This window comes from Candidatus Pelagibacter sp. PS_34 (genome assembly GCF_059417845.1).
This window is the reverse complement of the sequence record NZ_CM182068.1, coordinates 396,684-422,586: the sequence shown is the minus strand read 5'-3', so window position 1 is coordinate 422,586 and position 25,903 is coordinate 396,684. Positions and strand designations below refer to the sequence as shown.

The window sequence follows — 25,903 nt, the reverse complement described above, 5'->3', positions numbered from 1 at the left end:
AGACGAATCATATACATAATGATTAAGAGGTAGTGGCGGGAGACTAAAACTACCTCTGTCCTTACCCTTTAATCCTTAAAAAACTTTTTAATTTTTGAAATAGTTTTTGCTAATAAAACTTTTGAATAAGGTTTCCCCTTTACTACCCAAACTGAAAGTGGCCAGGTACTATCTTTAGTAGATCTTGCAATAATATGAATGTGTAATTGGGGAACAATGTTGCCAATTTTTTCAACATTAAGTTTTTTTGTTTTAAAAATTTTTTTCATTAACTTGCTGCAATGAACAATTTCTTTCATTAATAACATTTGATCTTTTGAATTAAGTTCTGAGATATCAGTTATATTTTTTCGCTTTGGAATTAAAATGATCCAAGGAAATTTAGCATTATCAATTAAACGAATACTGCATAATTTTAATTCAGTTATTAAATGAGAATCTTTTAGAAAACTTTTACTTACTTTATTTGCCATAACTACAGTTTGAAATATTCATATAAAAATTTTGCAGCAATGATAAGTAAAAATATTCCAAAATATTTACTAATTCTATTCTTATCAATTGCATGAACTGTTCTTGCACCAATTCTAGCCATAAAGGTTGTAATCGGTATAAAAATTAAAAAAGCTGGAATATTTAAAAAACCAATACTTAATGGAATATTTGTTTTTAAATAACTGCCAGTTATCAAAAATCCGATTGCACCAAATAATGCTATTAAAAAACCAATAGCCGCAGCGCTACCTATAGCTCTATTAATTGAGTAACCAAAAAACTTTAGAATTGGAACATTCATAACAGCCCCTCCAATACCCATGGGTGCCGAGATAAAACCTACTAAAAATCCTAAAATAATTTTCAAATGAAGTTTAATTTTAAGAGTTATATTTTTTTCCTTCTCTTTTAATAATAAAAGATAAATACTTAATAAAAATATTACGATTGCAAAGAAAAGAACTAAAGTTTTAGTTTTAAGAGTTGCTGCAAAAATTGTTCCAAAAATAACACCAAGCACTACAAATATTCCATAGCTTTTAACTATATCAAAATCAACTGCTTTAAATTTATGATGAGTTAAAACTGAGACAGTTGAGGTTGGTATTATGATTGCAAACGATGTTCCAACTGCAAGGTGCATGACATATTGTTGATCAATCCCTAAAGAATTAAAAATATAAAACAAAAATGGAACTGTAATTAATCCACCGCCAATACCAAATAAACCTGCAACAAATCCCACAGGAATAGCGGTTAAGGCCATTAGTAGGCTAAAGTATATGTACTCGTTAGATAAAAGAGAACTAAGCAGATTGACTTACCGACGTGTCGACATTGTTATATTTAATCTTATCCATGATGTGATCAATCTTTTTAACATCGGCATCTCTAACACACATATTTTCGCTTAAATACCTTTTCCAAAAGCTAGATCCTGTTTGACCATGAAATAATCCAAGTGTATGTCTCATAATTTGATTTAAACGTGTTCCTTTTTTTATTTCTTCTCTAACGTACGGTAGCAACTGTTCAATTACATCTTGTCGACTTGGTACATTTTCATTATTAAATATATCTCTTTCAATATCAGCTAATAAATAAGGAGTATGGTAAGCAGCACGTCCGATCATAACTCCATCAACTTTATCTAAGTGATCTTTCATTTGATCAGTTGTGGTAATTCCACCATTGATAATAATTTCTTCATTAGGGAAATCTTTTTTTAATCTGTAGACAAAATCATACTTTAAAGGAGGGATGTTTAGATTTTGTTTAGGAGTAAATTTTCCAAGAATAGCTTTTCTTGCATGAATGATGAAAGTTTTAACACCAGTGCTTTTTAAAGTTGAAATAAAATGATGTAAATTTTCATAATCCTCAGTGTCATCGTAACCAATTCTTGTTTTAATCGTGACCGGCAACTTTGTAACCGATTGCATTTTACTTAAGCAGTCTGCAACTAAATTTGGTTCTTTCATCAAGCATGCCCCAAATTTATTTTTCTCAACTTTTTTTGAAGGGCAACCAAGGTTTAAATTTATCTCATCATAACCAAAGTCTTCACCTGCTTTAGTAGCCTCTGCAAGTAAAGTTGGAGATGATCCACCAATTTGAAGGGCTATTGGTTTTTCATTTATATTAAATTCTAATAGTTTTTTTTTATCCCCTCGATGAATAGCTTCAGAGACAACCATCTCACTATAGAGCAATGTATTTTTACTAATCAGTCTTAAAAAAAAACGTTCATGACGATCAGTGCAATCCATCATAGGTGCAACGGATACTTTCCTGTTCATACTAAACTTTTATATTATTTTTTTAGCTATTTGTAGTCTCTGAATCGTCAGAGTTTTCTTCAGTTGTTTCAGCTTCTGTTTCAGCTTCAGCTATTTGATCTAAAGAAACTGCTGTCTCTTCATCTCCCACTTCTAACTCTGCATCAACGTCAACTTCTGGCTCTGCCTTTGCAGTTAATTCTTCTAAATCATCAGAGGATACTTGAATTTTTTCTGGAATTTTTCTAGCTCTTTTAGATGGTAAAATAGGAGTTCCACTTTTAGAAATTTCACCTTTGTACATACTTTCAAAATCATCACCAATAATTTCATCATCATCAGTACCATCGTCAACTTGCTCAACGTGTTTTCTAAGTTTGTGAATAGCGCTATCTGTTAAGTCTGAAACTTTAATAGTTTCTGCTGCAATTTCTCTTAAAGATATAACTGTGTTTTTGTCATTATCTCTATCTAAAGTTGGTTCTAAACCTGAGTTTAATTGAACTGCTCTTTCTTTAGCAACTAAAACTAATTCGTAAGGACTTTCTACTTTATCTATGCAATCTTCTACTGTTACTCTAGCCATGCGCAGTATCTATACAGTAGTTAAAAAAAAATCAAGGATAATTCTATAAATAATCAGGATTAAGCTTGTTCTTTACAAGGAATAACAACAATATTGCTATTAAAATATAAGATCCTGAAACAAGAGCAATTTGCTCAATGGAAAGGCTATTATCAATCAAAATTCCAAAGAGTGCTGTACCAAATGCAGTTGAAAATACCATTAACGCTGTGGTTAATGCTTTAATGGAACCAATATATCTTACTCCATAAATCTCAGCCCAAGTAGCAGAACCTAGAACATTTGCTAAACCATTTGAAATTCCAATTAAACCTAAAAATACAAATGATGAAATTGGTGAGTTAAAATAATAAAGCACAAACGTTGCAACTAATAAAGGAATGTTCATATAAATTATTAATTTTCGACTACTAAACTTATCAATTAAAAAGCCTGTTAAAAATAAAGTAATCACTGATAAAATTGAATACACCATAAAGGATTGGGCAATAACATAAGGTCCCCAACCTTTAGATGACACTATAAAAGATTGATAAACAAATGTACCCGTTGCAATCCAAGGCATCGCTAACATGCTTAAACATATAATATAAAAGCGATAATCTTTTAAAACTTCACCTCTCGTCCATTGTTTTATATCTTTAGTTTTAATATTTGTAGCACTAGATGCTTCTCTTGAATCTAATTTAACATTTTTAACTAATGCAACAATGACAATAGGTAAAATGATAATAACTGAAATTGATATAGCTATCCAAATATTTCTCCAATCAACAAAAGTTAATAAAAAAATAATTAATAAGGGTAAAATAAATTCAGCTAACGATAAACCAAGCCAAGTTGTGCTTAATGCACGTCCCCTAGTCTTTTCAAAAAATCTTGATATTGTTGTGGTTGCAGTGTGAGACATTAGTCCTTGACCTGATAACCTCATTAAGAAAATTGATAAAAATAAGAAAGCGACTGATGAAATTTTAGAAAATAAAAAACAAGAGATCGCTAGTAACGCAATGACATAAGATGCAAATTTTAAAATATTAAAGTCATCTATTTTTTTACCAACCCAAACAAGTATAAAACTACTTAATAGAGTAGCAGATGCATAGATAGATCCAAACTGACCATGCGTGATAGAAAGCGCGTCTCTTATGCTTGAATTAAACAGTCCTAGAAAAAAACTCTGTCCAAAGCTTGAAAAAAATGTAAATATAAAACCAAATAAAATTACTTTAAAATTCAAACTTTTAAACATAGGAAATAGAAATTATGAGCAATGTTGCATTTATAGGTTTAGGTGTCATGGGTTATCCAATGGCAGGATATATATCAAAAGCAGGTCACAATGTAACTGTTTATAATAGAACAGCTGCAAAAGCTGATAAATGGGTTGCTGAATATAAAGGGTCAAAAGCAGATACTCCTGCAAAAGCTGCAGAAGGTGCAGATTTTATATTTACCTGCGTTGGTAATGATAATGATTTATCAGATGTTACAATTGGTAAAGACGGAATATATAACACAATTAAAAAGGGAGCTATTCATATTGATAACACTACTGCTTCAGCTGAAATTGCACGAAAATTATATAAATCATCTAAAGCACATGGTTGGGGATTTTTAGATGCACCGGTATCAGGTGGTCAAGCTGGTGCTGAAAATGGTGCACTAACGGTAATGATAGGTGGCGAACAAGCTGACTTTGATAAAGCAAAAGACATTATTGATTGCTATAGCAAAAAAATGAAATTATTAGGTGGTGCTGGTAATGGCCAATTAGCAAAAATGGTTAACCAAATCTGTATTGCAGGTTTAGTTCAAGGTTTATCAGAAGCAATTAACTTTGGCAAAAAAGCTGGATTAAATATGGAAGATGTAATTGAGGTTATATCTAAAGGTGCTGCTCAATCTTGGCAAATGGAAAACAGATACAAAACAATGATTGATGATCAATTTGAATTTGGTTTTGCAGTTGATTGGATGAGAAAAGATTTAAAAATTGCAATGGATGAAGCTAAAAATAATGGCTCACTACTACCAGTAACTGAAATCGTTGATAAGTATTACGGTGAAGTTCAAGAGATGGGTGGAAAACGTTGGGATACTTCTAGTTTGATTAGAAGACTTAGTAAATAAGCCATAATGCAACCAGCATACTACGAAGATTTTGAAGAGATCAAAAATAAGATCTGGTCAATGTTGGACAATGCTGTCAAGGATAGAGGGTCTCCTTTTAGAATTCCTGTATTTATTTGTGGTGGTCAAGATGACTTTGATGGAAGAATTGTAGTTCTTAGAAAATCAGATGAAACAAATAATCTTGTCCAATACCATAGTGATATTAGATCTAATAAAATTGCTAAATTAAAATCAAATAAAAACGCAGCAATGCTTTTTTATGACAAGGAAGAAAAGATCCAAGTTAGACTTAAAGTTGAATGCACCATTAATCATGAAAATGACATTACAAAACAGTCTTGGTTAAAAACAGGTCATATGAGTAGAAAGTGTTATTTAGTAGATAACGGACCAGGAACATTATCCAAAACCCCTACTTCAGGACTAAAGCCTGAACTGGATAATTTTGAATTTACGATGGAGCAAAGTGAAGTTGGATATAAAAACTTTACTGTTATTCAATGTAAAATTAAAAGCATGGAGTGGCTTTATTTAGCAGCCAAAGGTCACCGTCGTGCTAAGTTTGATTTAGAAAATAATAAAGATTGTTGGTTAGTTCCTTAGTAAAAAGAAGTCTTCACATCTCCAAATGTAGATGATGTTAGGGCTTTAGAAAAAGAAAATAAATTACAAGATTTATTAAAATAAATTACTGAATTGTTATAGAAACGTAAGGCTCTTCAATCCACATAACGTCTGTTGTTGTGTCTTCACATCCAACTGCATTTTCTGTGTTAAACGCTACTTTAATTACAGGAGCTTTTAATAATCTAGTATAAGGCTCAGTTAATTCATAAATCATGACTGCGTTATCACCTGATACACTCATTGAAGATGCGTATGTAGGATTTGTGTATCCTATGGTAATATTTTCAGAGTCAGTAGTACCAGTACCAACCTCATATTTATCATCATTTACAAGATACATTGCTGTTGATGATGCAGCAGTTGCTGTTGTTACCAATAAATTATCAGCCACGTTATCTGTTCCTCCGTCAGTGAAGCAAGAGCTTGAACCAGAAATTACGACTGTACCTGTAATTTGAATTGTTCTAGAAATTGTAATTCTAATGTGTGAATAAGTTCCACTAGGTATTCCTGCAGTTGAGGCATAATTTCCAACAGTAGCACCAGCATCTGCTGCTGCAATATCAGCTGCCATATCTCTTTCACCAACAGTGATAGGTGTGGTGCAAGTAGCATCCGAACATAATTCAACTTTTTTCATAGTAATCTCATATTCTGTTGCTTCTCCAGTTGCGGTAGCTGCATAACCCTTATTAAGAATTAAAAAAGTAAATAATAAAATTAAAAATATTTTTTTCATTAGTTTCCGTTTACCAATACTACTCCACTACTTTCAACTTCTAGAGTTATTATGTTGCTTCTTTTTACTTTTGTTAACATATCTTTACTAACATCTGAATTTTGAAATGCTTCACTTGAAAATCCATCCTCCGCATTAGGTCTTTTTTTTGATCCAGCAACGTATATAAGTTTTGCAAAATTACTGTAATTTGTTAAATTATTATCGTCTCTTCCAATTTCAATAGTTAAATTATTAGATAAATCCATTGTTGCCGTATAAATACTCCCCTTTGAATTTTCTGACCCTTTTTCTTTTTTCCATTCATAGTCATTGAAAGTAATATGAGCCCAAGGCGTATATGGAACTTGTCCCGTAATATTTAAATCATATCCATCTAAAACTCTTTCTGTATTATTGCCAACTTTATTTCCTCCACCTTGTGCATCTAAATAATAATTTCCATTGATATCAAAAGCTGAAGCTCTAAATTCTGTACCAAAACCTAGTCTACTATTGGTTTCGATATCTAAATCTAGAAAAGTATTTATTCCCCAAAAAGTACTCTTATCATCTGAAAGAAATCTTTTACCAATTCCATAATTTATAGATTGCCTATCATCACCAAATACATGATAGCTATTAAGCTGTGCCTGATAGAAAAGAACACTATCTTCTTCCACGCTCATTGGTCTAACAATCATAATAGAGCCTGTTGGCTTATTATTTCTTTTTGTTCCTATTGAAACTTCTGTGTCTCCTGGGCCGTCTAAAAGATTACTAATATAATTCTCTGCAGCATCTGAACCCTTGTCATACACTTTATTAAGTGTGTTCTCCAACTCATTAGCATTAGCTACAGTTGTGATAAATAGTGATAATATTATTACTAAAACTTTCATTATCATTGCTTAATTTAAATAACTTAAAAAACAAATATTTTATAACTCAAAATAGGTTTTTTTTGTTGAAAAAACTTTACTTTTTGAGGGTGATACTTTTTTTTAAGTCTTATTTAAGTTGATTAGTGAATTTTTTATATAGTTTTAAACAATCTTCAGTGTCTATTTTTCCTAATGGTTCAATCGTTTCCTTAAATTTTTTACCTAAACTTAGCCCTTCTGATTTAGAATAATCTAATAATTTTTTTTTAATTAATTTTTCTAATTTCCTCCTAACCGTTTCTTGAGGCATGGATAGATTTTCTGCAACTGCAAAGATTGTCAATTTTTTATCTTTCATTAATATCTTGTGATCTTCAGTCTCTGTCTCATCAAAAACTTCAGTCCAACTAAGTGACTTTCCTGAAGTGATAGTTTGATAGAGAAAATGTGTATATACTACTGACAAGATCATGTGACTTTCATAATCATGTTTCACCATCTTTTTTACATTTAGAAAATGGTTAATATGATGAGAAACAATAAAATATAATAATTCATTGTCTATCCCTTTAACCATGATTTATAAAAGATTTTTCTTAAAGAAATTTATAAATTGAGGCATATATTCATCACCATGATTTCCTCCAACATGAGCTCCTCTTTTTAAACATTTTTCACCTTTTAAAATTTTAAACATTTTTTTAAAAGTTTTTTTAGGTTCTGTGGCAGCAGCTTCACCGTACTCCTCCCAACTATTAAAAAGTTTATACTTATTTAAACCTAGGTCAGCAAGTTTGCCCATAACAACACCATTATCATCAACGTAATTTGCAGGACATGTAGGCATAACCATTGCCTTAACTTTTTGAGGTTTATATGGTGAATGCCAATCATGACCCCAGCCTGATTTAATATCAATTTCAATTTGTCCTTCTTTAGCCAGAATATTTTTAACATATTCTTCACATGGCTTTGCTAAAGTTAAATCATCATCTTCACCGTGGACATAAAGCATTTTTGTATTCTTTGTAAGTTCAGCATTTTTAAACAATCCAGCCATTCTGCACTCTGCAGCCTCTGGAAGTATTGCATCAAATCCATTTGATCCCTCTAAAAATTTTGATGTAAATTTTACATCTGCAACAAGTAAAGAATTCGTACCACCTCTTGAGTGACCATTAGTTCCAATTTTTCCATTTGATCTTGGATGAGATTTTATAAATTGATAAGCCATCATAGTATCTATTGCTTGACTAACCATCGTCGCCTTAGATTGATCTCTCCATGTATCTTTTGTGCCTCTATTACAAAAGCTATCAATCAACATTACTCCAATCCCAGCCTCTAGAAGATTTTTACGCGCTTTAACATAATAAGGATTAGTAAATAATGATCCAGCACCTCCGCTTCCATGAGTCATAATCACTACAGGAGCTTTATTAGTACCTTTTGGAAAAGCTAAATATCCTGTTACAGTTACTGGGTTCAACAAATACTTTTCATTTAAAACGTTATACAAACCCATTGTTGTGTAAGAAGGCAATGCGATTATCTCCCCATCTTTTAAAACTTTATCTGCACCATATAAAATAGATTCTTTTTTAGAGCATTTGTATTTATCATGATCTGCAAAAGCAGATGATGAAAATAAAATTACAATTAAAATTAAAAATATTTTTTTCATAAATTATAAAAAACCCAATATAAGTTAACTATTTAAAACTCAAATGTCTAATAAACAAAAACCTATTTTGAGTTTTAAAATACTGATTTAGAATATTTTTTCCAATTATCTTGGTAATGAATTGCATTTTCAGTAATTAACTTTACCTCTTCAGTTGAGACTTGTCTTACAATTTTACCTGGGGATCCAACAACTAAAGAATTATCAGGGATGACTTTGTTTTCTGTGATCAAAGCATTAGCTCCTATGATGCAATTTTTTCCAATCTTTGCTCCATTTAAAATAACAGCACCAATTCCAATTAAAGAATTATCTTCAATGGTGCAACCATGCAACATTACTAAATGACCAATAGTTACATCTTTACCAATTTTTAATGGGTAACCAGGATCGGTATGTAATACACTGCCATCTTGAACATTGGAACCTTCACCGATATGAATATTTTCAACATCCCCTCTTAAGGTAACGTTAAACCAAATGCTGGTATTTTTTTCTAAAGTTACATCACCAATAATAGATGCATTAGATGCAGACCAATTATCACCTAAATTTTTAACTTTTTTATCTTCCAAATCATAAAACATAACTTATATATTATTATAACATGCCGTTAAAAACTCCAATATGTGATTTCGGACAAGCAGCTAAAAGCTTTGAATTAAAGTCCACTAATAACGAAATTATTAAATTAAATGATGTTAAAGGGACAAATGGAACTTTGGTTATGTTTATTTGTAACCACTGTCCTTATGTAAAAGCAGTTATTAAAGACATTGTTGAAGATTGCAAAAATTTAGAAAAACATGGGGTAAAAGCTGTGGCTATTTCAGCAAATGATCCAGTAAATTATCCTGAAGATAGTTTTGAAAATATGATTGAATTTGCAAGAAAACATCAATTTAATTTTCCATATTTATTTGATGAAACTCAAAATGTTGCAAAAAGTTATGATGCAGTATGCACTCCTGATTTTTTTGGATACAATAATAATTTGGAATTACAATACAGAGGTCGTATAAGAGAATTGGATAATTTAAAACCAGTAAGAGCTGGGGATAGTGATTTATATAGTGCAATGAAACAAATTGCAGAGACTGGCAAAGGTCCTGAAACACAAATTCCAAGTATTGGCTGTAGTATCAAATGGTTAGATAATTAATGTACCTAATAGTTACAAAAACGTTCCCTCCAGAAGTTGGAGGTATGCAGAATTTAATGTGGGGTTTAGCAAACGAACTTTCAAAACACTACATGATAAAAGTATTTGCTGATTATCATGAAAATCATAAATTATTTGATGAGCAAGTTTCTTTTTCAATAGAGCGTGTTGGTGGCATAAAACTTCTTAGAAAATATAGAAAAGCTCAATTGATTAATGAAATTATTAAAGAAAATAAAATTGATGGTATTATTGCTGATCATTGGAAAAGTTTAGAACATCTTAAAACTAATAAAAAAAAGATATGTTTAATCCATGGTAAAGAAATTAATCATGAAAAAGGCACCTCTCTTAATAAAAGAGTATTGGAGGTTTTAGATAGTGTTGAAACCATTGTTGCAAATTCTGAGTACACTAAAAATTTAGCTATTTCATTAGGTGTTCACCAAGATAAAATTGTAGTTATTAATCCTGGTGTTGATCCTGTTGAAGAATTAGATAAAAAAACTTTAGATAAAGTAGAGAATTTATTAAAACATAAATCTCCCAGATTAATTACTGTCTCTAGATTTGATAAAAGAAAAAACCATGAAAAAGTAATCATGGCGCTTCGAAATTTAAAACAGATTTATCCTAGTATTGTCTATATTTGTGTGGGTTACGGCGATGAAGAGGAAAACATTAAAAAATTAGTAGCAGAACTAGGTCTTCAACCTCAAGTGATGTTCTTTAAAGATATTTCTAATGAATTAAAAAATGCACTAGTTGCTAAATCTAATATTTTTGTAATGCCATCTATTGTTCATAAAAAATCTGTTGAAGGATTTGGGATAGCTTATGTTGAAGCTGCTCAATATGGATTGCCCTCTCTTGGAGGTAAAGATGGTGGTGCAGCAGATGCAATCGAGCATGAAAAAACAGGTTTAATATGTGATGGTAATGAATTAGATGAAGTTTATTCATCAATTAATTTAATGATAGAAAATAATAAATTTCATGAGTATGGAAAAGCTGCAAAAGAAAATTCTGCTAAATTTAATTGGAATACAATTATTGAAGAATATAAAAAAATTCTAAACTAAATCTTTTTATTCTTAATTGTTTTATAAATCTGCCAACTAACAATTAGAATTGTAAATCCTATTATTATAGCGGTAAGAGGTCTGTCCCATAAAAAAGTCCAAGATCCATCACTTATTAATAAAGATCTTCTTAAATTTTCTTCCATTAATCCTCCAAGAACAAAGGCTAATATAAGTGGTGGCATTGGAAAATCATATAAGCGCATAAAAGTTGCAACAACTGCAATCCCAATCATTAAATAAATATCAAAATTATTAAATGACATTACGTAAATTCCCGTAATTGAAAAAAATAAAATAAGTGGAATTAAATAATTTTTAGGAACTGCAAGTATTCTTGCTATGTAAGGTATTAAGGGTAAGTTTAGAATAAGTAATACTACCATTCCAATATACATAGACATAATAACTGACCAAAAGATTTCAGGATTAGTTATATAAAGTCTAGGCCCTGGTTGAATTCCAAATCCTAATAAAGCTCCAAGCATAACTGCTGTAGTTCCACTTCCGGGTATTCCTAAAGTTAATAAAGGAACAAAAGCTCCAGAGCATGCTGCATTATTTGCAGTTTCTGGTGCAGTTAAACCATGAACACTACCTTTACCAAATTTTTCTTTTTCTTTATCACTAACAAAATTTCTTTCCATTCCATAGGCTAAAAATGATGCAATAGTTGCACCCGCTCCTGGTAAAACTCCAATTAAAAAACCGATAATTGAGTTTCGAGGAATAGCTTTTAACATTTTACCTCTCTCTTCTTTATTAATCTTGATTGAACCTAGTTCAGTTAATGAAACTTGTTTAGCGACAGCAGATGGATCATTTCGTTTTAAAATAATTGTTAAGGCTTCACTCATAGCAAAAGTTGCCATTACAACTAAAACGAAACTTATCCCATCAGATAAATTCATATTATTAAAAGTAAATCTTGAAATATCAGATAAAGAATCTTGACCAACTGATGCTAACATTAAGCCTAAAACAACCATCATCATTGCTTTTAAAAATTGTCCCTTTGATGAAAAAGCTGCAATGGCTGTTAAACCTAAGATCATTAAAGCAAAATAATCTGGTGATCTAAAAGATAAACTTACTTTAGATAAGCTTGGTGCAAGAAATAATAAATATATTGAAGCAAGGGTTCCACCTGCAAAAGAGCTCCAAGCAGCAATCGCTAAGGCTTTTCCAGCTTTACCTTGTTGAGCCATAGGATATCCATCAAATGATGTTGCAACAGTTCCAGGAACACCCGGGGCATTTAATAAAATTGATGAAGTTGATCCACCAAATACTGCACCATAATAAACACCTGCCATTAAAATTAATCCAGTAGCTGGATCAAAACCATAAGTAATAGGTATCATTAATGCAATCGCTGTCATTGGTCCAAGACCTGGTAGCATTCCAATGATGGTTCCAAAAAAACAACCAATCATAACCATAAATATGTTTTGGAATGTAAGAGCTGTTTTTAAACCAATTAAAATGCCTTCAATCATCCCATAACTCCAATTAGTTTTAAAAATGGATCTCTTAAATAAATTTCAAGTACTCCATGCAAAAGATACATAAAAGCACCCACAAAAGGGAACGAGAGTAAAAATATTAACTTCCACCTTCTCTCACCTAACGCATAATAAGAAGATGCTAGAAATAGAGAGGTCGTTAAAAAATAACCTACTTTTAATATAGTTACTCCATAAATAATTGCTATGAGCACAAGTATAGCTGTTTTTTTATACTCTAAGTTTTTATGATTAACTTTAATGGTATTGGGCTCTGGTAAAATAATTTTTAAACCAGAAAAAAATAAACCTGCATAACCTAAATAAATTGGAAACGTTCTGGCATTAAAAGGTGCGTTTTCATCAAATGAAAAAACTTGAATTTGATATGCGATATATAAATAGAATGCTGAAAAAATAAAAAAGAGCAGTGATATAATTTTAGTAGTATTTATATTCACTGCTCTAATTTTTAAATAATCCTAAAGGATTATATAACTCCTAATTTCTTCATAAGAGCTGTCATTTCTACAGTTTGTGCATCTAAGAATTTAACAAAATCCTTATCTGAGTTATAAATATTAACCCAAGCATTTCTTTTTCTAACAGCTTCCCATTCAGGAGTTTCCATCACTTTACCTAACATTGTAGATAAAGCTTTTTTATCTTTATTGCTCATATTTGGAGGTCCAAAAAATCCTCTCCAGTTTACGAACTGAACATCATATCCTTGTTCTTTTAGAGTTGGTGCATCAGGTGCATCAGCTACTCTTGAAGGAGCAGTGATACCAATAATTCTTACTTGGTCTCTTGCACCCATAAGTTCACCTAAACCTGTAGAGATAATTTGAGTTTCTCCAGATAAAAGTCCAGCTAACGCTTTTCCACCAGCATCATAAGGAATGTAAGCAACATCATTTGGATTAGCACCAGCAGCTTGGAAAGCTAAAGCACCAATTAAATGGTCCATACTTCCTCTTACTGATCCACCAGCCATCTTAATAGAGCTTGGATTCTTTTTATATGCATCAACTACATCTTTAAAGTTTTTGTAAGGTGAGTCTTTTGCAACTGCAATCGCACCATAGTCACCAATTACACCAGCGATCGGTGTAACATCTTTATAAGATAAAACTCCAGATCCTGTAACATAACCTTCGTGTCTAGTAATAGATCTTAAAACTAGCGGTGTAGATTGTACTAAAACCGTATTTTTAGGTTGAGTATTAATCATGAAAGCTAAAGCTTTTCCTCCACCACCACCTGACATATTTTCAAATGATGCACTTTTTAACATTCCTGATTTTGTTAAAGCTTCTCCAGTACCTCTAGCAGTTCCATCCCATCCACCACCAGCACCACCACCAATTACGAAATGGATTTTTTCCATTGCGATTGAATTTGTTGCTGTTGCAGAGAATAATAGAATTGCTGAGAATAATACTGAAACTAATTTTTTAATGTTTTTCATTATATTCCTCTATTGTTAGTTTTTAATAGTTGCAGTTAATTATACTACGGTCATGAAAGCAAGTTTTGAATAGAATACAACTTAACGTTGATTTTCTTTTTTTAAGAAATAAGCAAGTGTTATCTCAAATATTTTATTAATAAAAAAATAGATATCTTTAATTACGAAAGTTTCTTTTCAGTTATCTTTTTTAAAGTAAATGATAAAAGAATATTTGTTAATGAAAAATTCTTCTATTCAATTTAATTCCTTAAGCATTAAAGAATTATTTTCTAAAAAATTTCTATTAGTTATTTTAATTTCTATCCCAAGTGCAATTGTAGCTGACTATTTTAATATCCCATTAGCGTGGATGCTTGGTCCTATGCTTGCAGTTTCAATTGCAGCATTAAGTGGATTAAAAATTAGAATGCCAAAACTAGCTTTAAGTTCAATTTTAATAGTTCTTGGTCTTCATATTGGAAATTATATCGATCAAAATTTAATCAATCAAATGACTGAATGGGTGTGGACTTCAATAATAATGTTTGTCTATATTCTAATAAGTATTTTAATTGTTTCAAAATATTTACAAAAATTTTCAGGCTATAATGTCAAAACTTCTATTTTTTCAGCAGCACCGGGTGCATTAGGTCCTTTGATGATATTGGCAGAACATGAAAAATCTGACTTATCGCAAGTTGCTACATCACATTTAATTAGATTGATTATAATAATAACTGTCATTCCCTTTTTTGTTGTTAACTATTCAACAAATGAAGCTCTAATAATTGAAAAATTTAATTATCTTGATCAAAACCATTTTCATCTTTTAATTCTCTTATTAGGTTCGATATTATTAATTTTCTTATTTGATAAAATTGGTGTGCCTGCTGCATTATTATCTGGGACATTAGTTGCAAGTGGAATTTTACAAATAACTGAAGTTGCCTCCTACAAACTACCAGATGAAAGTATAAATTTTTGTTTGCTTATTTTAGGTGCCTCTGTGGGTTGTCGTTTTGCAGATAAATCATTAAAAGAAGTTGCAGGTAATTCATTTCATAGTTTAGTTGCAACTGTAATACTTGTAGCTCTTGGATTATTAGCTGCAATTGTTGCAACATATTTTGTTGATACCAATTTCTTAACTCTACTTTTATCTTTTTCTCCTGGAGGAATTTATGAGGTAGCTGTAATAGCAATAGCTTTTGATTTAGACCCTAACTTTGTGGCATTTCACCATATTATTAGATTACTAATGATACTTTTCATTGTTCCTGTAATATTGAAACTTATTGGTAAGAAATTAAATTAATATTTTTTCTAAAACTTTACCTGCACTTAATTTATTTAAATCATCAACCTGTATTGCTTTAAAGTTTTCTCGCTCAATACTTACTTTAAAAGCCGTGGTGTGCTTACCAAATAAGGTCAAGCCTTTTACTCCAAGATGAGCAGTCATGTGAGCAGGTCCTGTATCATTAGCAATAACAAATGAGCTTTCTTTAATTAAGCTTGCTAGCTGAGAAATATCTAAAGCTTTACCTTTATCTAAAATTGAAATGGCATTAATGTTTTTTGCATCATTAATTTCAGAGGGTCCAGGCGCAACAATAATTTTAATTTGGTCTTTATATTTATTTTTAATTAACTCAATTAGCTCATTGTAATGGGGCCACTTTTTATGAGTTAGATGCGCTGAACAAAATGGAAATAAAATAATATATTTATCTAATTTAAATTCTTGTTTAAGATTATCAATGTTAGTCACAGCCCAACTAAAATTTGGTTTCATGGTGTGCTGTGTTTTAATTCCAGAGGTTTTAAGTTGATGATCAAATCTATTTAAAACTGGGTCTTTATCAAATTCATCTTTTGAAATATTACTTGGCAAAGTTGTTTCTGAACTAGACCAAGTATTAAAATTTGCTTTTGGAAATAAAATATTTTTATAAAATTTTGTTCTAGATGAGTTTTGTAAATCATAAACTTTTCTAAAATTCTTCTTTTTCAAGTTTCTCATTAACATATATAGATAAATTAAATTAAATCTTGATTTACGTTTGTCTAAAATAACATTGTGTACAAATGGGTTTTTCCTAAATAATTCAAAATAAGGTGTTGTTGTTAATATATGTATTTGATCTTCAGGGTGGCTTTCAGAAATATCTTGAATTGCCCCACAAGCTTGGGCTATATCTCCTAAAGAACCATGTTTGATAACTAAAATATTAGACATATTTCTAACAACTTAACATAGTATAAATTTTTATGAATAAAATTCTAGTTGAAGTATCAGTTGGTGAACTTTTGGATAAAATTTCTATTTTAGAGATTAAACAAGAAAAAATTAAAGATCCTGAAAAATTAAAATTTATTAATAGTGAACACAGTATTTTAAAAGATCAATTAGATAACAATGTTAAATCTGATGAAAAAATTAATACACTTTTTAAGTCACTGAAAGATATTAATGCAAAATTATGGGTGATAGAAGATGATAAACGATTGTGTGAAAAAAATTCTGATTTTACTGAAAAATTTATAAAATTATCAAGAGATGTTCATTTTTTAAATGATGATCGTGCTAAAATAAAATTAGAGATGAATAATCATACAGGCTCTAAGATTAAAGAGATTAAAGAATACACTTCTTATTGAAAACTATATTTCTTTTCTAAATATTTTATCAAGTTGTGAAAAATAAAAGTCATAAATAAATAAATTCCACCTGCTAAAAGAAACACTTCTAAGGGTTTATAAGTTGTTGATACAATATGTTTTGCAACACCTGTGATATCCATCAACGTTACCGTGCTTGCAAGAGATGTGCCCTTCATCATTAATATAATCTCATTACCATAAGCTGGTAAAGATTGTCTGATCGCTACAGGAATTTGAATTTTATATAAAATAATTTTACTTGATATCCCTAAACTTTTACCCGCTTCAATTATTCCAGGTTTTATAGTTTGAAAAGCTGATCTTAAAATTTCTGAAGTATAAGCCCCTGTATTTAAGGCAAATGCAATAATTGCGCACCAATAGGGTTCTTTTAAAATGACCCAAAGAAAAGTAGATCTTAGCCATTCGATTTGTCCAAGACCATAATAAATTATAAATATTTGAACTAGTAATGGAGTTCCTCTAAATAAATAAGAATATCCATAAGCAAATTTATTAATAAATGGGTTTTTATTTAATCTTAAAACTGCAAATAAAAATCCAATAAATAAACCAATGATTAATGATGCTGATAATAATTTTAAAGTTATAATTGCAGCACTAAGTAACTTTGGTAAACTTGTGATCATTAAATCAAAATCCATTAAAAGCCCCTACTGTATTTGACTTCAAGTCTGTTGATTAGTTTCATGCTTAAAAATGTTAGCATTAAATATAAAACTGCTGCAAAACAATAAAAGAATAAAGGGTCTCTAGTAGATCCTGCTGCAATATAAGATTGTCTCATAATCTCAACTAAACCAGTAACTGATATTAGTGATGTATCTTTTAAAGTGATTTGCCAAACATTACTTAAGTTTGGAATAGCAAGCCTTAACATTTGAGGTAGAATTATTTTATAAAATTGTACAAATTTACTAACCCCTAAAACTTTGGCGGCTTCAAATTGGCCTTTATCTATTGATTGTATCGCTCCTCTAAACACTTCTGTTGAATAGGCCCCAGATATAATGCCGATTGCAACTGAACCTGTAACAAATGCATTAATTTCTATATATTCAAAGTATCCAAAAATTGAAGCAACATACATTATTGCTCCACTTCCCCCAAAAAAGAAAAGATAGATTACTAATAATTCTGGAACCCCTCTGATAACTGTCGTGTAAGTATTACCAATAAAATTTAAAAATTTATTATTTGATAATTTTAACGGCGTAAAGATTAATGAAAATAAAAAACCAATTAACATTGCAGTAACTGCTACTGCAATTGTCATTAGAGTTGCATAAAACAACTCGTCTCCCCAGCCTGTTTTTCCGAATGATAAAAGATCCATATCGAAAGGGCGACTAATTAAATAGTCGCCTTTTCAAAATATTATTTACATAGAAGCGTCAAAGCCAAAATGCTTGATTGCAAGTCTAGAAATAACTCCATCTTTTCTTGCTTGATCAATGGCTTTGTTAAAAGCTTTTAAAAGCTCAGCGTCTCTCTCTCCTAGTGCTCCACCTAATTGAGAAGCTTGTCTTAAGCCAACTCCAACACCATTTCCAAATGCACCACCTGAAAAAGTTGGTCCAACTAGTACTACTGGTTTTCCAGATTTTTCAGCATAATCAGTAAATGCTACTGCTGCCGCTAAAGCAACATCACATCTTCCTGCTTCTAAGTCTAGATTAACTTCATCTTGAGTTTTATAAGTTCTAACATTTACTTTACCTACATCACCAGACTCTAAAAAGTTTTGGTGAATAGTTCCTGTTTGAGTACAAACAGTTTTACCAGATAAAGCTCCAGTTATAGTTTTAAGTGCTTTATTAACACTTGAACCACCCAATGTTAGATTCACTCCTTCAGGAGTTTCCATTCCCTCTAAATCTGAACCTTTCATAACAGCAAGTGAAGCAACTTCGTCAGCATAACCTTGAGAGAAAGTAATTACTTTTTTTCTTTCATCAGTAATTGACATTCCAGCCATAATTGCATCAAATTTTCTCATTTGAAGAGCTGGTATCATTCCATCCCAATCTTGCTCAACAACTTCACATTGTCTTCCAATGTATCTGCAAAGTGAATAAGCTAACTCAACTTCAAATCCAATTAATTTTCCTGAAGCATCTTTAGAGTTCCATGGTGGGTAAGCGCCTTCTGTTCCAATCTTTATTTTATCAGCGTAAACATTTCCGATTAATAATAAAGAAGCAAGAACAGTTAAAATTGTTTTTTTAAATATATTCATTTTTCCTCCATAAATTTTAGGGGAAGAAATCCCCCTTAGGGATATTTATTTCACAAATTTGCTAATTTAAAAAGAAATTTTTAGTGATTAATTGATGATGAAAAGTTCCAAGAACAGTCAAAACTTGGGATATAAACCCTATCCAAAGTTGTATTTCCAAAATTCTTATTGAAAACATCTAGCCATTTCTCAACTTGCTCTGGTTTCTTATCTTGACTACCTACTTGAGCAGTAATTACTCCATTAGGTTTTAATATTCTAATTAATGAGTCCATATTTTTGGCAGCAAGATCAATACAAAACTGATCATCGTTAAGATCAACAAAAATTTTATCATATTTATCATCTTCAACAGATTTTATACTTTCAAAAGCATCCCCCCAAATACATTTAACTGAATTTTTCTCAGTTGATTTGTTGCCAATGCTTCCAAGGTGTTTGTTACAAACTTCAACTACTTCTGGATCAAGTTCATACCAGTCTATAAAATCAAAACCTTTAGACGTACACTCTCTTGCAACTCCTCCATCACCGCCACCAATGATTGCAGCAGTCCCCATATCTTTATTTAGTTTTAAAGCAGCGTTTACAAATGTTGAGCTATATAAAACCTCATCATTTGTTGCGACTTGAATTTCGTTATCAATGAATAATGATTTACCAAATTGTTCTAAATCTAATATTTCAATATGTTGACCCACTTTAGATTTAAAATCTTCTAAAACTTCATTTACAACATATGACTTTTGTAATCCAGGCGAACTGTAAATATCATGATATAAAGACTTAGTATCTCTATCAAAAGCTTTTGTGACAATTCTCTTATGTTTAAATTCTTTTTTAACAATATCGAGCGCAATAGACGGACTTACCTTCCCACATGTGAAAAAATCAAAACTAATAATTCCTTTTTCTGGAAACGTATGAAAACTGATATGACTTTCAGCTAATAAAGCAAGTATAGTGAAACCTTGAGGCTCAAATTTATACTTTGAAATTTCAAGAATTGTAACTTCTGCAGCTTTTGCAATTTTACGAATTACGTTCTCGTAAACTGAAGGGTCATACTCATGAGTAGTACCTATGATGTCTAAAGTTATGTGCTCACCTACTTTAGTCATAAAAATTATTCCCTCTTATAATTTTTTATTAATATTAAGTTGCTCGGTTTTATATAGGTGTATTGATAATTTTCAACAATTAATCAATTTTTTGATATTTTACTTAATTAAATTAAAACTGAGCATTAATTAAATTAGCAAATGCACTAGCCCCTTTTGCTAGTTTTTTGTTCCAATCTTGGTCAGCATTTTCATCTGCATTATCAGATATGTATTTAAAACATTTAAACTCAATATTTTCTAACTTACAAACTTTTGCAATAGCGTAAGCCTCCATATCGACTACATCAACCACCATATCTATCTTTTTATTAACAAAGCTATCTCCTGTTCCACAAGAATAACCTTCTTTTGATGTAATAATTTCTTTAATTTTATCAAAAGGTGTCTCGCCTAATTCAAAATCTAACCCTCTAACATCCATATCTCTTTGATAAAATTTGGTGCATTCAACGATTCCTTTTAACTTAGGATTAATTGCACCTGCAGTACCATAATTGATAATTAGTTTTGGTTTGTGAATATTAATTAACTTTAATGTGTTATAAGTTGCATTAATTTTTCCAACTCCAACATGGTTAAAATAGTCTAATCCAATCGTTTCTTCTTTAATTGCTGCTAAGAATAATTTGTCCATAGATTTTTTTTACTAAAGATATAAATATATTAATATCATGAATTTAAAAGATTATATTAGATCTATTCCAGATTATCCAAAAAAAGGAATTTTATTTAGGGATATAACAACTCTCATTAAAGATGCAGATGCATTTGAAGAATGTATTAATCAAATAATCGAAAGATCTAAGGATTGTAAAATAGATAAAATTGCTGCAATTGAATCAAGGGGTTTTGTTTTTGCATCGGCAGTCTCTTATCTTCTTAAAAAACCTTTCATAATGCTTAGAAAAAAAAATAAATTACCTGCTGATACATATTCAATAGATTTTGAATTAGAGTATGGCACGGCAACTATTGAAGTTCATAAAGATTCAATTGATAAAAATGACTCAGTTTTAATTATAGATGATTTAATTGCAACAGGTGGCACTGCTGAAGCGGCAGCTAAATTGGTAGAAATATCAGGAGGTAAAGTTGCAGCTTTTGTTTTTGCAATTAATCTTTTTGACTTAGGGGGTTATAATAATTTATTAAAAAAAGGTTACAAAATAGAAAGCCTAATGAACTTTCCTGGTCACTAACATTTCAAATTTGTGGTCTATACCATGATTTTTTACCAAGTATGGAGTTGCTAAGTCCCAAGAATCTCATCATATAAATCTTTTTTTTAAATTTATTGAAAGTTACTAAATAATAAAAAAATTTAATCATAGAAGTGGTCAATGTTGGGACGCTTATTAAAATGGCTCTTAAATAACCAAAATGTTTTTTATTAAAATAAAATTTTGACCACATCCAATGCCAGTTTCGTGAAAATTCAACTTCTCTTTCATGCATAGGAGAATGAGATTTTCCTCCGAGGTGATTAATTTTTGCTTTTTTTGATATATATATTTTATTATTTTTTTTTTTCGTTCTTAAGCACAAATCATCATTTTCTAAATAAAGAAAAAAATTCTCATCAAAAAAAAAATTATCTTGAAATTTATTTTTATTTATCAGCATTGCATATCCATCTACAGAGTCGACACTTAAAAACTCTAAGTCATTATTTTGTAATTTCTTATTTTTAATCTTATAATTCGGATATTGAATATCATCAGATATTGGTGCTAAAATTGAATAATCATTATGCTTTGATGACAAAGTGATTAATTCGTCAATAGTATTTTTATAAAATTTTACATCAGGATTAATCACAAAAGCATAATCTGTTTTACATAATTTAATTCCCTTGTTATTTGCAGACCCCATACCTGTATTTTCTTGAACAATAACATTAATTTTAGAATACTTTGCTTCAAGTTTTTTTTTAAATTCTAGACTATTTGAATTTTCAATAATAATTATACTAGAGTCCTTTGGTAAAGACTCGATGCATTCGTGAATGATATGATCACTTTTAAATGTAACGATAATAAATGTTAGGTTATTTAAACTTAAAGTCATTGTTGAAGTAAATTATTATATACTTACTATAACGTTTATTATAAATAAAATCATGCAGAATATTTTACTAACTGGTGGACTTGGGTTTATAGGTAGTAATCTAATTGAGCTATTACTCCTTAAAAAATATAAAGTTATAAATCTAGATAAGGTCAGCTACTCATCAAATTTTTATAATACAAAAGAGTACCAAAAAAATAAGAATTACAAATTTATAAAGTGTGATCTTAATAACAAAAATAAACTTAATAAAATTATTTTTAAACATAAGCCAATTGGTATTTTTAATTTAGCAGCAGAAACTCATGTTGATAGATCAATAGATGGTCCTAAAAGTTTTATTGATAGCAATATTGTTGGTGTTTTTAATCTACTTGAAATATTTAGAGAATATTCGAAATTAAATAAAAAAAGTAAATTAATTCATATTTCAACTGATGAAGTTTATGGAGATATATTAAAGGGGCGATCTCATGAAAACTTTCCTTATAAGCCTAGTTCGCCGTATGCCGCTACTAAAGCAGCCTCCGATCATCTTGTAAGTTCATATGTTAGAACCTATGGTATTCCTGCTATAGTCACAAATTGTTCAAATAACTATGGCCCAAAACAACACCCTGAAAAACTTATACCAAAATTAATTTATAATATTTTAAATAATAAAAATTTGCCCATTTATGGAAATGGAAAGAATTCAAGAGAATGGATATACGTTCAAGATCATTGTGAAGCATTAATAAAAGTTTTTCAAAAAGGTAAAATTGGTGAATTTTATAATATAGGTTCAAATAAAAATTTGAACAATCTTGAGATTTGTAAAGCTTTAATAAAAATCGCTAAAAAAAATCACTTAATTGGTTCAAATGTTATGATTAAATTTGTTAAGGATCGACCTGGTCACGACATAAGATATGCGCTTGATAGTAAAAAAATATTAAGAACCTTGAGATGGAAAACAAAAGTTAGTTTTGAGAAAGGTTTGGAAAAAACATTTTTGTGGTATCTTCATAATAATAACTACTACAAATCTATATCTAAAAAAGATATTATTAAAAGATTGGGTACAAAATGATTAAAAAGGGAATAATTTTAGCAGGAGGAATGGGAACTAGAATGAGTCCTCTTACAAAAGCTGTTAATAAACAACTTTTACCAATTTACGACAAACCTCTTATCTTTTATCCACTCTCAATACTAATGTTGGCAAAAATTAAAGATATTTTAATTATTGTAAATAAAGGACAGTTAAATCAATATAAAAAACTAATTCCTAATGGTAACAATCTAGGAATTAAAATTACTTACATAGAGCAAGACAAGCCCAGAGGATTGCCTGATGCTTTTGTTTTGGGTGAGAAATTTATTGGTAAAGATAACGTTGCAATGATTTTAGGAGATAATTTTTTCTATGGTCAGAACCTAACTTCAAAGTTACTAGACTGTGCAAAAATTAAAAATGGTGCTAAGGTTTTATTACATAGTGTTCAAACTCCCGAGTTATTTGGTGTTGCAAAAGTAGATAAAAATAACAAAATAATACAATTAAAAGAAAAGCCAAAAAAATTTATATCTAATAACGCCATAACTGGTTTATATTTTTTTGATAATAAAGTTGTACAGTATTCAAAAAAACTAAGACCATCTAAAAGAGGTGAAGTAGAAATTATTGATCTTTTGTTAAGATACAAAAAAAATAACAAACTTTCAGCTGATTTTATTGGAAGAGGTGGTGCCTGGTTAGATACAGGTTCAATTGATGATTATTATAAAACAATTGCTTTTGTGCAGGCAATTGAAAATAGACAAGGATTTAAAATTGCCTGTATAGAAGAAATTGCATTAAACAATAAATGGATAGGGAAAAAAGAAATTGATAAATCAATTAAGTTTTATGGTAACTGTAATTATTCAAAATATCTTAAAAATTTAATTTAATGCAAAAAAAGATAGTTATCACGGGTGGCGAGGGAAGATTTGCCCAAGTTTTAAAGAGAGATAATAAAAAATTAAATATCCTTTATCCAAGTAAAAAAGAATTAAATATTTTAAGTATAAATTCTATAAATAAATATTTAAAAAAAAATAAGCCTAAATATTTGATTCATGCGGCAGCTTTATCGAGACCAATGAATATTCATGACAAACAAATATCTAAAAGTATTGATTTAAACATAATAGGTACAGCCAATATAGTAAAAGTCTGTTCAGAACTAAAAATTAAACTTATTTATTTTTCAACTGGATATGTTTATGAGGGAAAAATTGGTAATTATAAAGAAGTTGATCCTGTTTTACCTGTTAACAATTACGCATGGTCAAAACTTGGTGGTGAGTGTGCGGTTACTATGTACAAAAATTCTTTAATCTTGAGAATTACAATGTGTGAAAAGCCTTTTTTACATAAATATGCTTTTCATGATATTGAAGCAAACTTTATATTTCATGAAGAAGTTGTAAAAATTATACCTAAAATTTTAAATAAAACAGGAATAATTAATGTTGGTGGCAAAATTCAATCAATTTATTCATTTGCAAAAAAAAATAATAAAAGTGTCAAAAAAAAATCTGGTAAAAAATTATTTCCAAAAAAAATTTCCATGAATGTTGAAAAATTAAATAAAATTATGAAATGGTAGTGGGAAGTGGAATCGAACCACTGACCTCAGGCTTATGAGTCCTGCGCTCTAACCGACTGAGCTACCCCGCAACTTAATTATTAATTAAAATTAAAAAATAAATCTTTTTCTGAAAACATGTTTGGATAATCCAATAATTCAATTGGAAAATTTTTATTTCCAGACTTATATTCTTTTATAAATCTTTTGTTAATAAATGTTATTTCTGCAACATTCGGAAAGTTTATACTATTTAAAAGTGAGCTACTGTTATTTCCATGAATATGAACAATAGAAAAATATTTAAGAATTTTTTTTATCCCCACTGTAAATTTATCAAGATCCTCTTCAAGATTGTGAAATTCTATTACCGCCAAATCTATCCTATTTTGATAATTAAGAAAATCATCTATAATTTCATATTCTGAACCCTCGATATCACACTTAAAAATTACCTTATCATAATTAATTTCTTTAAATATGCTTTCTATAGTTGACGTATTTTCAAATAATTTTTTTTTATTTTTTGAAAATTTTCCAATTATTTTTTTTGCTTTGAAATTAACTTTTGAATTTTTTACAAAACAAATGTGTTCAATTAAACTTTGAAAATAAAATTTAGGCCCTTTTTTTTTTCTATTAATTCTAAAAATAAACTTTAAAGAACTTTCCAACAATCTCTCTACTAATTTAAAAGAACTGCACGAATAATCATAAATATATACTTTCCCTGAAGTATGCTTAATATAATCATACTCAAAAGAAGGTTCATATGAGTAGCCAAAACTTAATAAAATTTCTGAATTTTCTATAATTTTTTTTGAAACAATATACCCACCATCAAAATTATTTCCTAAACGTATCAGGTCATCACAAAAAATAGGTTTTAAGAAATTATATTCGTTTGATACAGTTTTCATAAGTTTTATAAAATTATAAATAATTTTAAATGGTAGCGGGAAGTGGAATCGAACCACTGACCTCAGGCTTATGAGTCCTGCGCTCTAACCGACTGAGCTACCCCGCCACTTAATTTCACAGCCAAAACTCCTTTGACTTTGCT

General features: G+C 29.8%; 31 protein-coding genes and 2 tRNA genes. 10 read left to right on the top strand and 23 right to left on the bottom strand.

Features of this window, described 5'->3' with window-relative positions:
• Positions 1-68: 68 nt before the first annotated feature.
• Genes AC5SL3_RS02220 through AC5SL3_RS02200 form a run of 5 tightly spaced genes read right to left on the bottom strand, consistent with a single transcriptional unit; the run spans position 69 to position 4,111 of the window.
• A complete protein-coding gene (locus AC5SL3_RS02220; protein WP_020169526.1) occupies positions 69-473 on the bottom strand; it encodes an HIT domain-containing protein in 405 nt (134 codons plus the stop codon).
• A gap of 2 nt (positions 474-475) precedes the next feature.
• On the bottom strand, positions 476-1,261 hold the full coding sequence (locus AC5SL3_RS02215) for a sulfite exporter TauE/SafE family protein (protein WP_494578560.1): 786 nt from the start codon (positions 1,259-1,261) through the stop codon (positions 476-478).
• A gap of 40 nt (positions 1,262-1,301) precedes the next feature.
• A complete protein-coding gene (gene dusA / locus AC5SL3_RS02210; protein ID WP_018414250.1) occupies positions 1,302-2,294 on the bottom strand; it encodes a tRNA dihydrouridine(20/20a) synthase DusA in 993 nt (330 codons plus the stop codon).
• A 22-nt stretch (positions 2,295-2,316) separates the two neighbouring features.
• Positions 2,317-2,859, bottom strand: coding sequence for a DNA-directed RNA polymerase subunit omega (gene rpoZ, locus AC5SL3_RS02205; protein WP_494578558.1), 543 nt, complete (start codon positions 2,857-2,859; stop codon positions 2,317-2,319).
• A 43-nt stretch (positions 2,860-2,902) separates the two neighbouring features.
• Positions 2,903-4,111: an MFS transporter gene (locus AC5SL3_RS02200; protein ID WP_494573836.1), complete on the bottom strand. Its 1,209-nt coding sequence runs from the start codon at positions 4,109-4,111 to the stop codon at positions 2,903-2,905.
• A gap of 14 nt (positions 4,112-4,125) precedes the next feature.
• Here AC5SL3_RS02200 and AC5SL3_RS02195 point away from each other — a divergent pair, with 14 nt between their 5' ends.
• A complete protein-coding gene (locus AC5SL3_RS02195) occupies positions 4,126-4,992 on the top strand; it encodes an NAD(P)-dependent oxidoreductase (protein WP_494578556.1) in 867 nt (288 codons plus the stop codon).
• Positions 4,993-4,998: 6 nt separating this feature from the next.
• On the top strand, positions 4,999-5,598 hold the full coding sequence (locus tag AC5SL3_RS02190) for a flavin-binding protein (protein WP_494578554.1): 600 nt from the start codon (positions 4,999-5,001) through the stop codon (positions 5,596-5,598).
• Between the two features lie 85 nt (positions 5,599-5,683).
• Here AC5SL3_RS02190 and AC5SL3_RS02185 read toward each other — a convergent pair whose 3' ends face one another.
• The 5 genes from AC5SL3_RS02185 to AC5SL3_RS02165 all read right to left on the bottom strand — a co-directional run bounded on the left by AC5SL3_RS02185 (position 5,684) and on the right by AC5SL3_RS02165 (position 9,495).
• Complete coding sequence (locus AC5SL3_RS02185; RefSeq protein ID WP_494578552.1) at positions 5,684-6,361, bottom strand: hypothetical protein; 678 nt, start codon at positions 6,359-6,361, stop codon at positions 5,684-5,686.
• A complete protein-coding gene (locus AC5SL3_RS02180) occupies positions 6,361-7,242 on the bottom strand; it encodes an inverse autotransporter beta domain-containing protein (protein ID WP_494578550.1) in 882 nt (293 codons plus the stop codon). The genes AC5SL3_RS02185 and AC5SL3_RS02180 overlap by 1 nt, the downstream gene beginning before the upstream one ends.
• A 109-nt stretch (positions 7,243-7,351) precedes the next feature.
• Positions 7,352-7,801: a hypothetical protein gene (locus AC5SL3_RS02175; RefSeq protein ID WP_494578548.1), complete on the bottom strand. Its 450-nt coding sequence runs from the start codon at positions 7,799-7,801 to the stop codon at positions 7,352-7,354.
• A gap of 3 nt (positions 7,802-7,804) precedes the next feature.
• Positions 7,805-8,908, bottom strand: a complete 1,104-nt coding sequence (locus AC5SL3_RS02170; RefSeq protein ID WP_494578546.1) for a dienelactone hydrolase family protein — start codon at positions 8,906-8,908, stop codon at positions 7,805-7,807.
• 74 nt (positions 8,909-8,982) lie between these two features.
• Positions 8,983-9,495 (bottom strand): gamma carbonic anhydrase family protein, encoded by a 513-nt coding sequence (locus tag AC5SL3_RS02165; protein ID WP_494578544.1) that lies wholly within the window; start codon positions 9,493-9,495, stop codon positions 8,983-8,985.
• Between the two features lie 20 nt (positions 9,496-9,515).
• Here AC5SL3_RS02165 and AC5SL3_RS02160 point away from each other — a divergent pair, with 20 nt between their 5' ends.
• Entirely contained in the window at positions 9,516-10,070 is a 555-nt protein-coding gene (locus AC5SL3_RS02160; protein WP_494578542.1) for a thioredoxin family protein, read from the top strand.
• Positions 10,070-11,152 (top strand): glycosyltransferase family 4 protein, encoded by a 1,083-nt coding sequence (locus AC5SL3_RS02155; protein WP_494578540.1) that lies wholly within the window; start codon positions 10,070-10,072, stop codon positions 11,150-11,152. The genes AC5SL3_RS02160 and AC5SL3_RS02155 overlap by 1 nt, the downstream gene beginning before the upstream one ends.
• Here the strand turns inward: AC5SL3_RS02155 and AC5SL3_RS02150 are convergent.
• Genes AC5SL3_RS02150 through AC5SL3_RS02140 form a run of 3 tightly spaced genes read right to left on the bottom strand, consistent with a single transcriptional unit; the run spans position 11,149 to position 14,128 of the window.
• Positions 11,149-12,651 carry a tripartite tricarboxylate transporter permease gene (locus tag AC5SL3_RS02150; RefSeq protein ID WP_494578539.1) on the bottom strand — a complete coding sequence of 501 codons (1,503 nt, stop codon included), beginning with the start codon at positions 12,649-12,651 and terminating at the stop codon, positions 11,149-11,151. The genes AC5SL3_RS02155 and AC5SL3_RS02150 overlap by 4 nt on opposite strands.
• Positions 12,648-13,118, bottom strand: a complete 471-nt coding sequence (locus AC5SL3_RS02145) for a tripartite tricarboxylate transporter TctB family protein (protein WP_011282218.1) — start codon at positions 13,116-13,118, stop codon at positions 12,648-12,650. Before AC5SL3_RS02145 ends, AC5SL3_RS02150 begins: the two co-directional genes overlap by 4 nt.
• 29 nt (positions 13,119-13,147) lie before the next feature.
• Positions 13,148-14,128 carry a tripartite tricarboxylate transporter substrate binding protein gene (locus AC5SL3_RS02140; protein ID WP_494578536.1) on the bottom strand — a complete coding sequence of 327 codons (981 nt, stop codon included), beginning with the start codon at positions 14,126-14,128 and terminating at the stop codon, positions 13,148-13,150.
• Positions 14,129-14,348: 220 nt separating this feature from the next.
• Between AC5SL3_RS02140 and AC5SL3_RS02135 the strand changes: the two genes are divergently transcribed.
• Positions 14,349-15,425 carry an AbrB family transcriptional regulator gene (locus AC5SL3_RS02135; protein ID WP_494578535.1) on the top strand — a complete coding sequence of 359 codons (1,077 nt, stop codon included), beginning with the start codon at positions 14,349-14,351 and terminating at the stop codon, positions 15,423-15,425.
• Here AC5SL3_RS02135 and AC5SL3_RS02130 read toward each other — a convergent pair.
• Positions 15,417-16,349, bottom strand: a complete 933-nt coding sequence (locus tag AC5SL3_RS02130; protein ID WP_494578533.1) for a glycosyltransferase family 9 protein — start codon at positions 16,347-16,349, stop codon at positions 15,417-15,419. The two genes, AC5SL3_RS02135 and AC5SL3_RS02130, sit on opposite strands and share 9 nt — an antisense overlap.
• 32 nt (positions 16,350-16,381) lie before the next feature.
• Between AC5SL3_RS02130 and AC5SL3_RS02125 the strand changes: the two genes are divergently transcribed.
• Positions 16,382-16,771: a DUF6165 family protein gene (locus AC5SL3_RS02125; protein ID WP_494578531.1), complete on the top strand. Its 390-nt coding sequence runs from the start codon at positions 16,382-16,384 to the stop codon at positions 16,769-16,771.
• Here AC5SL3_RS02125 and AC5SL3_RS02120 read toward each other — a convergent pair.
• From AC5SL3_RS02120 to AC5SL3_RS02100, 5 genes are all read right to left on the bottom strand, one after another.
• On the bottom strand, positions 16,765-17,439 hold the full coding sequence (locus AC5SL3_RS02120) for an ABC transporter permease (protein WP_494578529.1): 675 nt from the start codon (positions 17,437-17,439) through the stop codon (positions 16,765-16,767). The two genes, AC5SL3_RS02125 and AC5SL3_RS02120, sit on opposite strands and share 7 nt — an antisense overlap.
• Positions 17,439-18,131 (bottom strand): ABC transporter permease, encoded by a 693-nt coding sequence (locus tag AC5SL3_RS02115; protein ID WP_494578527.1) that lies wholly within the window; start codon positions 18,129-18,131, stop codon positions 17,439-17,441. The genes AC5SL3_RS02120 and AC5SL3_RS02115 overlap by 1 nt, the downstream gene beginning before the upstream one ends.
• Positions 18,132-18,176: 45 nt before the next feature.
• Positions 18,177-19,034 carry a transporter substrate-binding domain-containing protein gene (locus AC5SL3_RS02110; protein WP_494578525.1) on the bottom strand — a complete coding sequence of 286 codons (858 nt, stop codon included), beginning with the start codon at positions 19,032-19,034 and terminating at the stop codon, positions 18,177-18,179.
• Positions 19,035-19,114: 80 nt separating this feature from the next.
• Entirely contained in the window at positions 19,115-20,155 is a 1,041-nt protein-coding gene (gene speD / locus AC5SL3_RS02105) for an adenosylmethionine decarboxylase (RefSeq protein WP_271486632.1), read from the bottom strand.
• Positions 20,156-20,267: 112 nt separating this feature from the next.
• Positions 20,268-20,792 carry a 5'-methylthioadenosine/S-adenosylhomocysteine nucleosidase gene (locus AC5SL3_RS02100; RefSeq protein ID WP_494578523.1) on the bottom strand — a complete coding sequence of 175 codons (525 nt, stop codon included), beginning with the start codon at positions 20,790-20,792 and terminating at the stop codon, positions 20,268-20,270.
• Between the two features lie 37 nt (positions 20,793-20,829).
• Here AC5SL3_RS02100 and AC5SL3_RS02095 point away from each other — a divergent pair, with 37 nt between their 5' ends.
• Positions 20,830-21,357, top strand: a complete 528-nt coding sequence (locus tag AC5SL3_RS02095; protein ID WP_494578522.1) for an adenine phosphoribosyltransferase — start codon at positions 20,830-20,832, stop codon at positions 21,355-21,357.
• 4 nt (positions 21,358-21,361) lie between these two features.
• Here the strand turns inward: AC5SL3_RS02095 and AC5SL3_RS02090 are convergent, their stop codons facing one another.
• Entirely contained in the window at positions 21,362-22,225 is an 864-nt protein-coding gene (locus AC5SL3_RS02090) for a glycosyltransferase (protein ID WP_494578520.1), read from the bottom strand.
• A 52-nt stretch (positions 22,226-22,277) separates the two neighbouring features.
• Between AC5SL3_RS02090 and rfbB the strand changes: the two genes are divergently transcribed.
• From rfbB to AC5SL3_RS02075, 3 genes are read left to right on the top strand one after another with little or no spacing between them, the layout of a single operon-like run.
• Complete coding sequence (rfbB, locus tag AC5SL3_RS02085; RefSeq protein ID WP_494578518.1) at positions 22,278-23,297, top strand: dTDP-glucose 4,6-dehydratase; 1,020 nt, start codon at positions 22,278-22,280, stop codon at positions 23,295-23,297.
• On the top strand, positions 23,294-24,160 hold the full coding sequence (locus AC5SL3_RS02080) for a sugar nucleotidyltransferase (protein ID WP_494578516.1): 867 nt from the start codon (positions 23,294-23,296) through the stop codon (positions 24,158-24,160). The genes rfbB and AC5SL3_RS02080 overlap by 4 nt, the downstream gene beginning before the upstream one ends.
• On the top strand, positions 24,160-24,861 hold the full coding sequence (locus AC5SL3_RS02075; RefSeq protein WP_494578514.1) for a sugar nucleotide-binding protein: 702 nt from the start codon (positions 24,160-24,162) through the stop codon (positions 24,859-24,861). The genes AC5SL3_RS02080 and AC5SL3_RS02075 overlap by 1 nt, the downstream gene beginning before the upstream one ends.
• Here the strand turns inward: AC5SL3_RS02075 and AC5SL3_RS02070 are convergent.
• From AC5SL3_RS02070 to AC5SL3_RS02060, 3 genes are all read right to left on the bottom strand, one after another.
• Positions 24,856-24,935, bottom strand: a tRNA-Met gene (locus tag AC5SL3_RS02070). The two genes, AC5SL3_RS02075 and AC5SL3_RS02070, sit on opposite strands and share 6 nt — an antisense overlap.
• Before the next feature lie 6 nt (positions 24,936-24,941).
• A complete protein-coding gene (locus AC5SL3_RS02065) occupies positions 24,942-25,760 on the bottom strand; it encodes a hypothetical protein (protein WP_494578512.1) in 819 nt (272 codons plus the stop codon).
• 30 nt (positions 25,761-25,790) lie between these two features.
• Positions 25,791-25,867: transfer RNA gene (locus tag AC5SL3_RS02060), tRNA-Met, on the bottom strand.
• Positions 25,868-25,903: the final 36 nt, after the last annotated feature.

Excerpts from the sequence above, each read along its gene's own strand:
- AC5SL3_RS02220 (WP_020169526.1), bottom strand. The coding sequence starts at position 473 with ATGGCAAATAAAGTAAGTAAAAGTTTTCTAAAAGATTCTCATTTAATA.
- AC5SL3_RS02215 (WP_494578560.1), bottom strand. The coding sequence starts at position 1,261 with ATGGCCTTAACCGCTATTCCTGTGGGATTTGTTGCAGGTTTATTTGGT.
- dusA (WP_018414250.1), bottom strand. The coding sequence starts at position 2,294 with ATGAACAGGAAAGTATCCGTTGCACCTATGATGGATTGCACTGATCGT.
- rpoZ (WP_494578558.1), bottom strand. The coding sequence starts at position 2,859 with ATGGCTAGAGTAACAGTAGAAGATTGCATAGATAAAGTAGAAAGTCCT.
- AC5SL3_RS02200 (WP_494573836.1), bottom strand. The coding sequence starts at position 4,111 with ATGTTTAAAAGTTTGAATTTTAAAGTAATTTTATTTGGTTTTATATTT.
- AC5SL3_RS02195 (WP_494578556.1), top strand. The coding sequence starts at position 4,126 with ATGAGCAATGTTGCATTTATAGGTTTAGGTGTCATGGGTTATCCAATG.
- AC5SL3_RS02190 (WP_494578554.1), top strand. The coding sequence starts at position 4,999 with ATGCAACCAGCATACTACGAAGATTTTGAAGAGATCAAAAATAAGATC.
- AC5SL3_RS02185 (WP_494578552.1), bottom strand. The coding sequence starts at position 6,361 with ATGAAAAAAATATTTTTAATTTTATTATTTACTTTTTTAATTCTTAAT.
- AC5SL3_RS02180 (WP_494578550.1), bottom strand. The coding sequence starts at position 7,242 with ATGAAAGTTTTAGTAATAATATTATCACTATTTATCACAACTGTAGCT.
- AC5SL3_RS02175 (WP_494578548.1), bottom strand. The coding sequence starts at position 7,801 with ATGGTTAAAGGGATAGACAATGAATTATTATATTTTATTGTTTCTCAT.
- AC5SL3_RS02170 (WP_494578546.1), bottom strand. The coding sequence starts at position 8,908 with ATGAAAAAAATATTTTTAATTTTAATTGTAATTTTATTTTCATCATCT.
- AC5SL3_RS02165 (WP_494578544.1), bottom strand. The coding sequence starts at position 9,495 with ATGTTTTATGATTTGGAAGATAAAAAAGTTAAAAATTTAGGTGATAAT.
- AC5SL3_RS02160 (WP_494578542.1), top strand. The coding sequence starts at position 9,516 with ATGCCGTTAAAAACTCCAATATGTGATTTCGGACAAGCAGCTAAAAGC.
- AC5SL3_RS02155 (WP_494578540.1), top strand. The coding sequence starts at position 10,070 with ATGTACCTAATAGTTACAAAAACGTTCCCTCCAGAAGTTGGAGGTATG.
- AC5SL3_RS02150 (WP_494578539.1), bottom strand. The coding sequence starts at position 12,651 with ATGATTGAAGGCATTTTAATTGGTTTAAAAACAGCTCTTACATTCCAA.
- AC5SL3_RS02140 (WP_494578536.1), bottom strand. The coding sequence starts at position 14,128 with ATGAAAAACATTAAAAAATTAGTTTCAGTATTATTCTCAGCAATTCTA.
- AC5SL3_RS02135 (WP_494578535.1), top strand. The coding sequence starts at position 14,349 with ATGAAAAATTCTTCTATTCAATTTAATTCCTTAAGCATTAAAGAATTA.
- AC5SL3_RS02130 (WP_494578533.1), bottom strand. The coding sequence starts at position 16,349 with ATGTCTAATATTTTAGTTATCAAACATGGTTCTTTAGGAGATATAGCC.
- AC5SL3_RS02125 (WP_494578531.1), top strand. The coding sequence starts at position 16,382 with ATGAATAAAATTCTAGTTGAAGTATCAGTTGGTGAACTTTTGGATAAA.
- AC5SL3_RS02120 (WP_494578529.1), bottom strand. The coding sequence starts at position 17,439 with ATGGATTTTGATTTAATGATCACAAGTTTACCAAAGTTACTTAGTGCT.
- AC5SL3_RS02115 (WP_494578527.1), bottom strand. The coding sequence starts at position 18,131 with ATGGATCTTTTATCATTCGGAAAAACAGGCTGGGGAGACGAGTTGTTT.
- AC5SL3_RS02110 (WP_494578525.1), bottom strand. The coding sequence starts at position 19,034 with ATGAATATATTTAAAAAAACAATTTTAACTGTTCTTGCTTCTTTATTA.
- speD (WP_271486632.1), bottom strand. The coding sequence starts at position 20,155 with ATGACTAAAGTAGGTGAGCACATAACTTTAGACATCATAGGTACTACT.
- AC5SL3_RS02100 (WP_494578523.1), bottom strand. The coding sequence starts at position 20,792 with ATGGACAAATTATTCTTAGCAGCAATTAAAGAAGAAACGATTGGATTA.
- AC5SL3_RS02095 (WP_494578522.1), top strand. The coding sequence starts at position 20,830 with ATGAATTTAAAAGATTATATTAGATCTATTCCAGATTATCCAAAAAAA.
- AC5SL3_RS02090 (WP_494578520.1), bottom strand. The coding sequence starts at position 22,225 with ATGACTTTAAGTTTAAATAACCTAACATTTATTATCGTTACATTTAAA.
- rfbB (WP_494578518.1), top strand. The coding sequence starts at position 22,278 with ATGCAGAATATTTTACTAACTGGTGGACTTGGGTTTATAGGTAGTAAT.
- AC5SL3_RS02080 (WP_494578516.1), top strand. The coding sequence starts at position 23,294 with ATGATTAAAAAGGGAATAATTTTAGCAGGAGGAATGGGAACTAGAATG.
- AC5SL3_RS02075 (WP_494578514.1), top strand. The coding sequence starts at position 24,160 with ATGCAAAAAAAGATAGTTATCACGGGTGGCGAGGGAAGATTTGCCCAA.
- AC5SL3_RS02065 (WP_494578512.1), bottom strand. The coding sequence starts at position 25,760 with ATGAAAACTGTATCAAACGAATATAATTTCTTAAAACCTATTTTTTGT.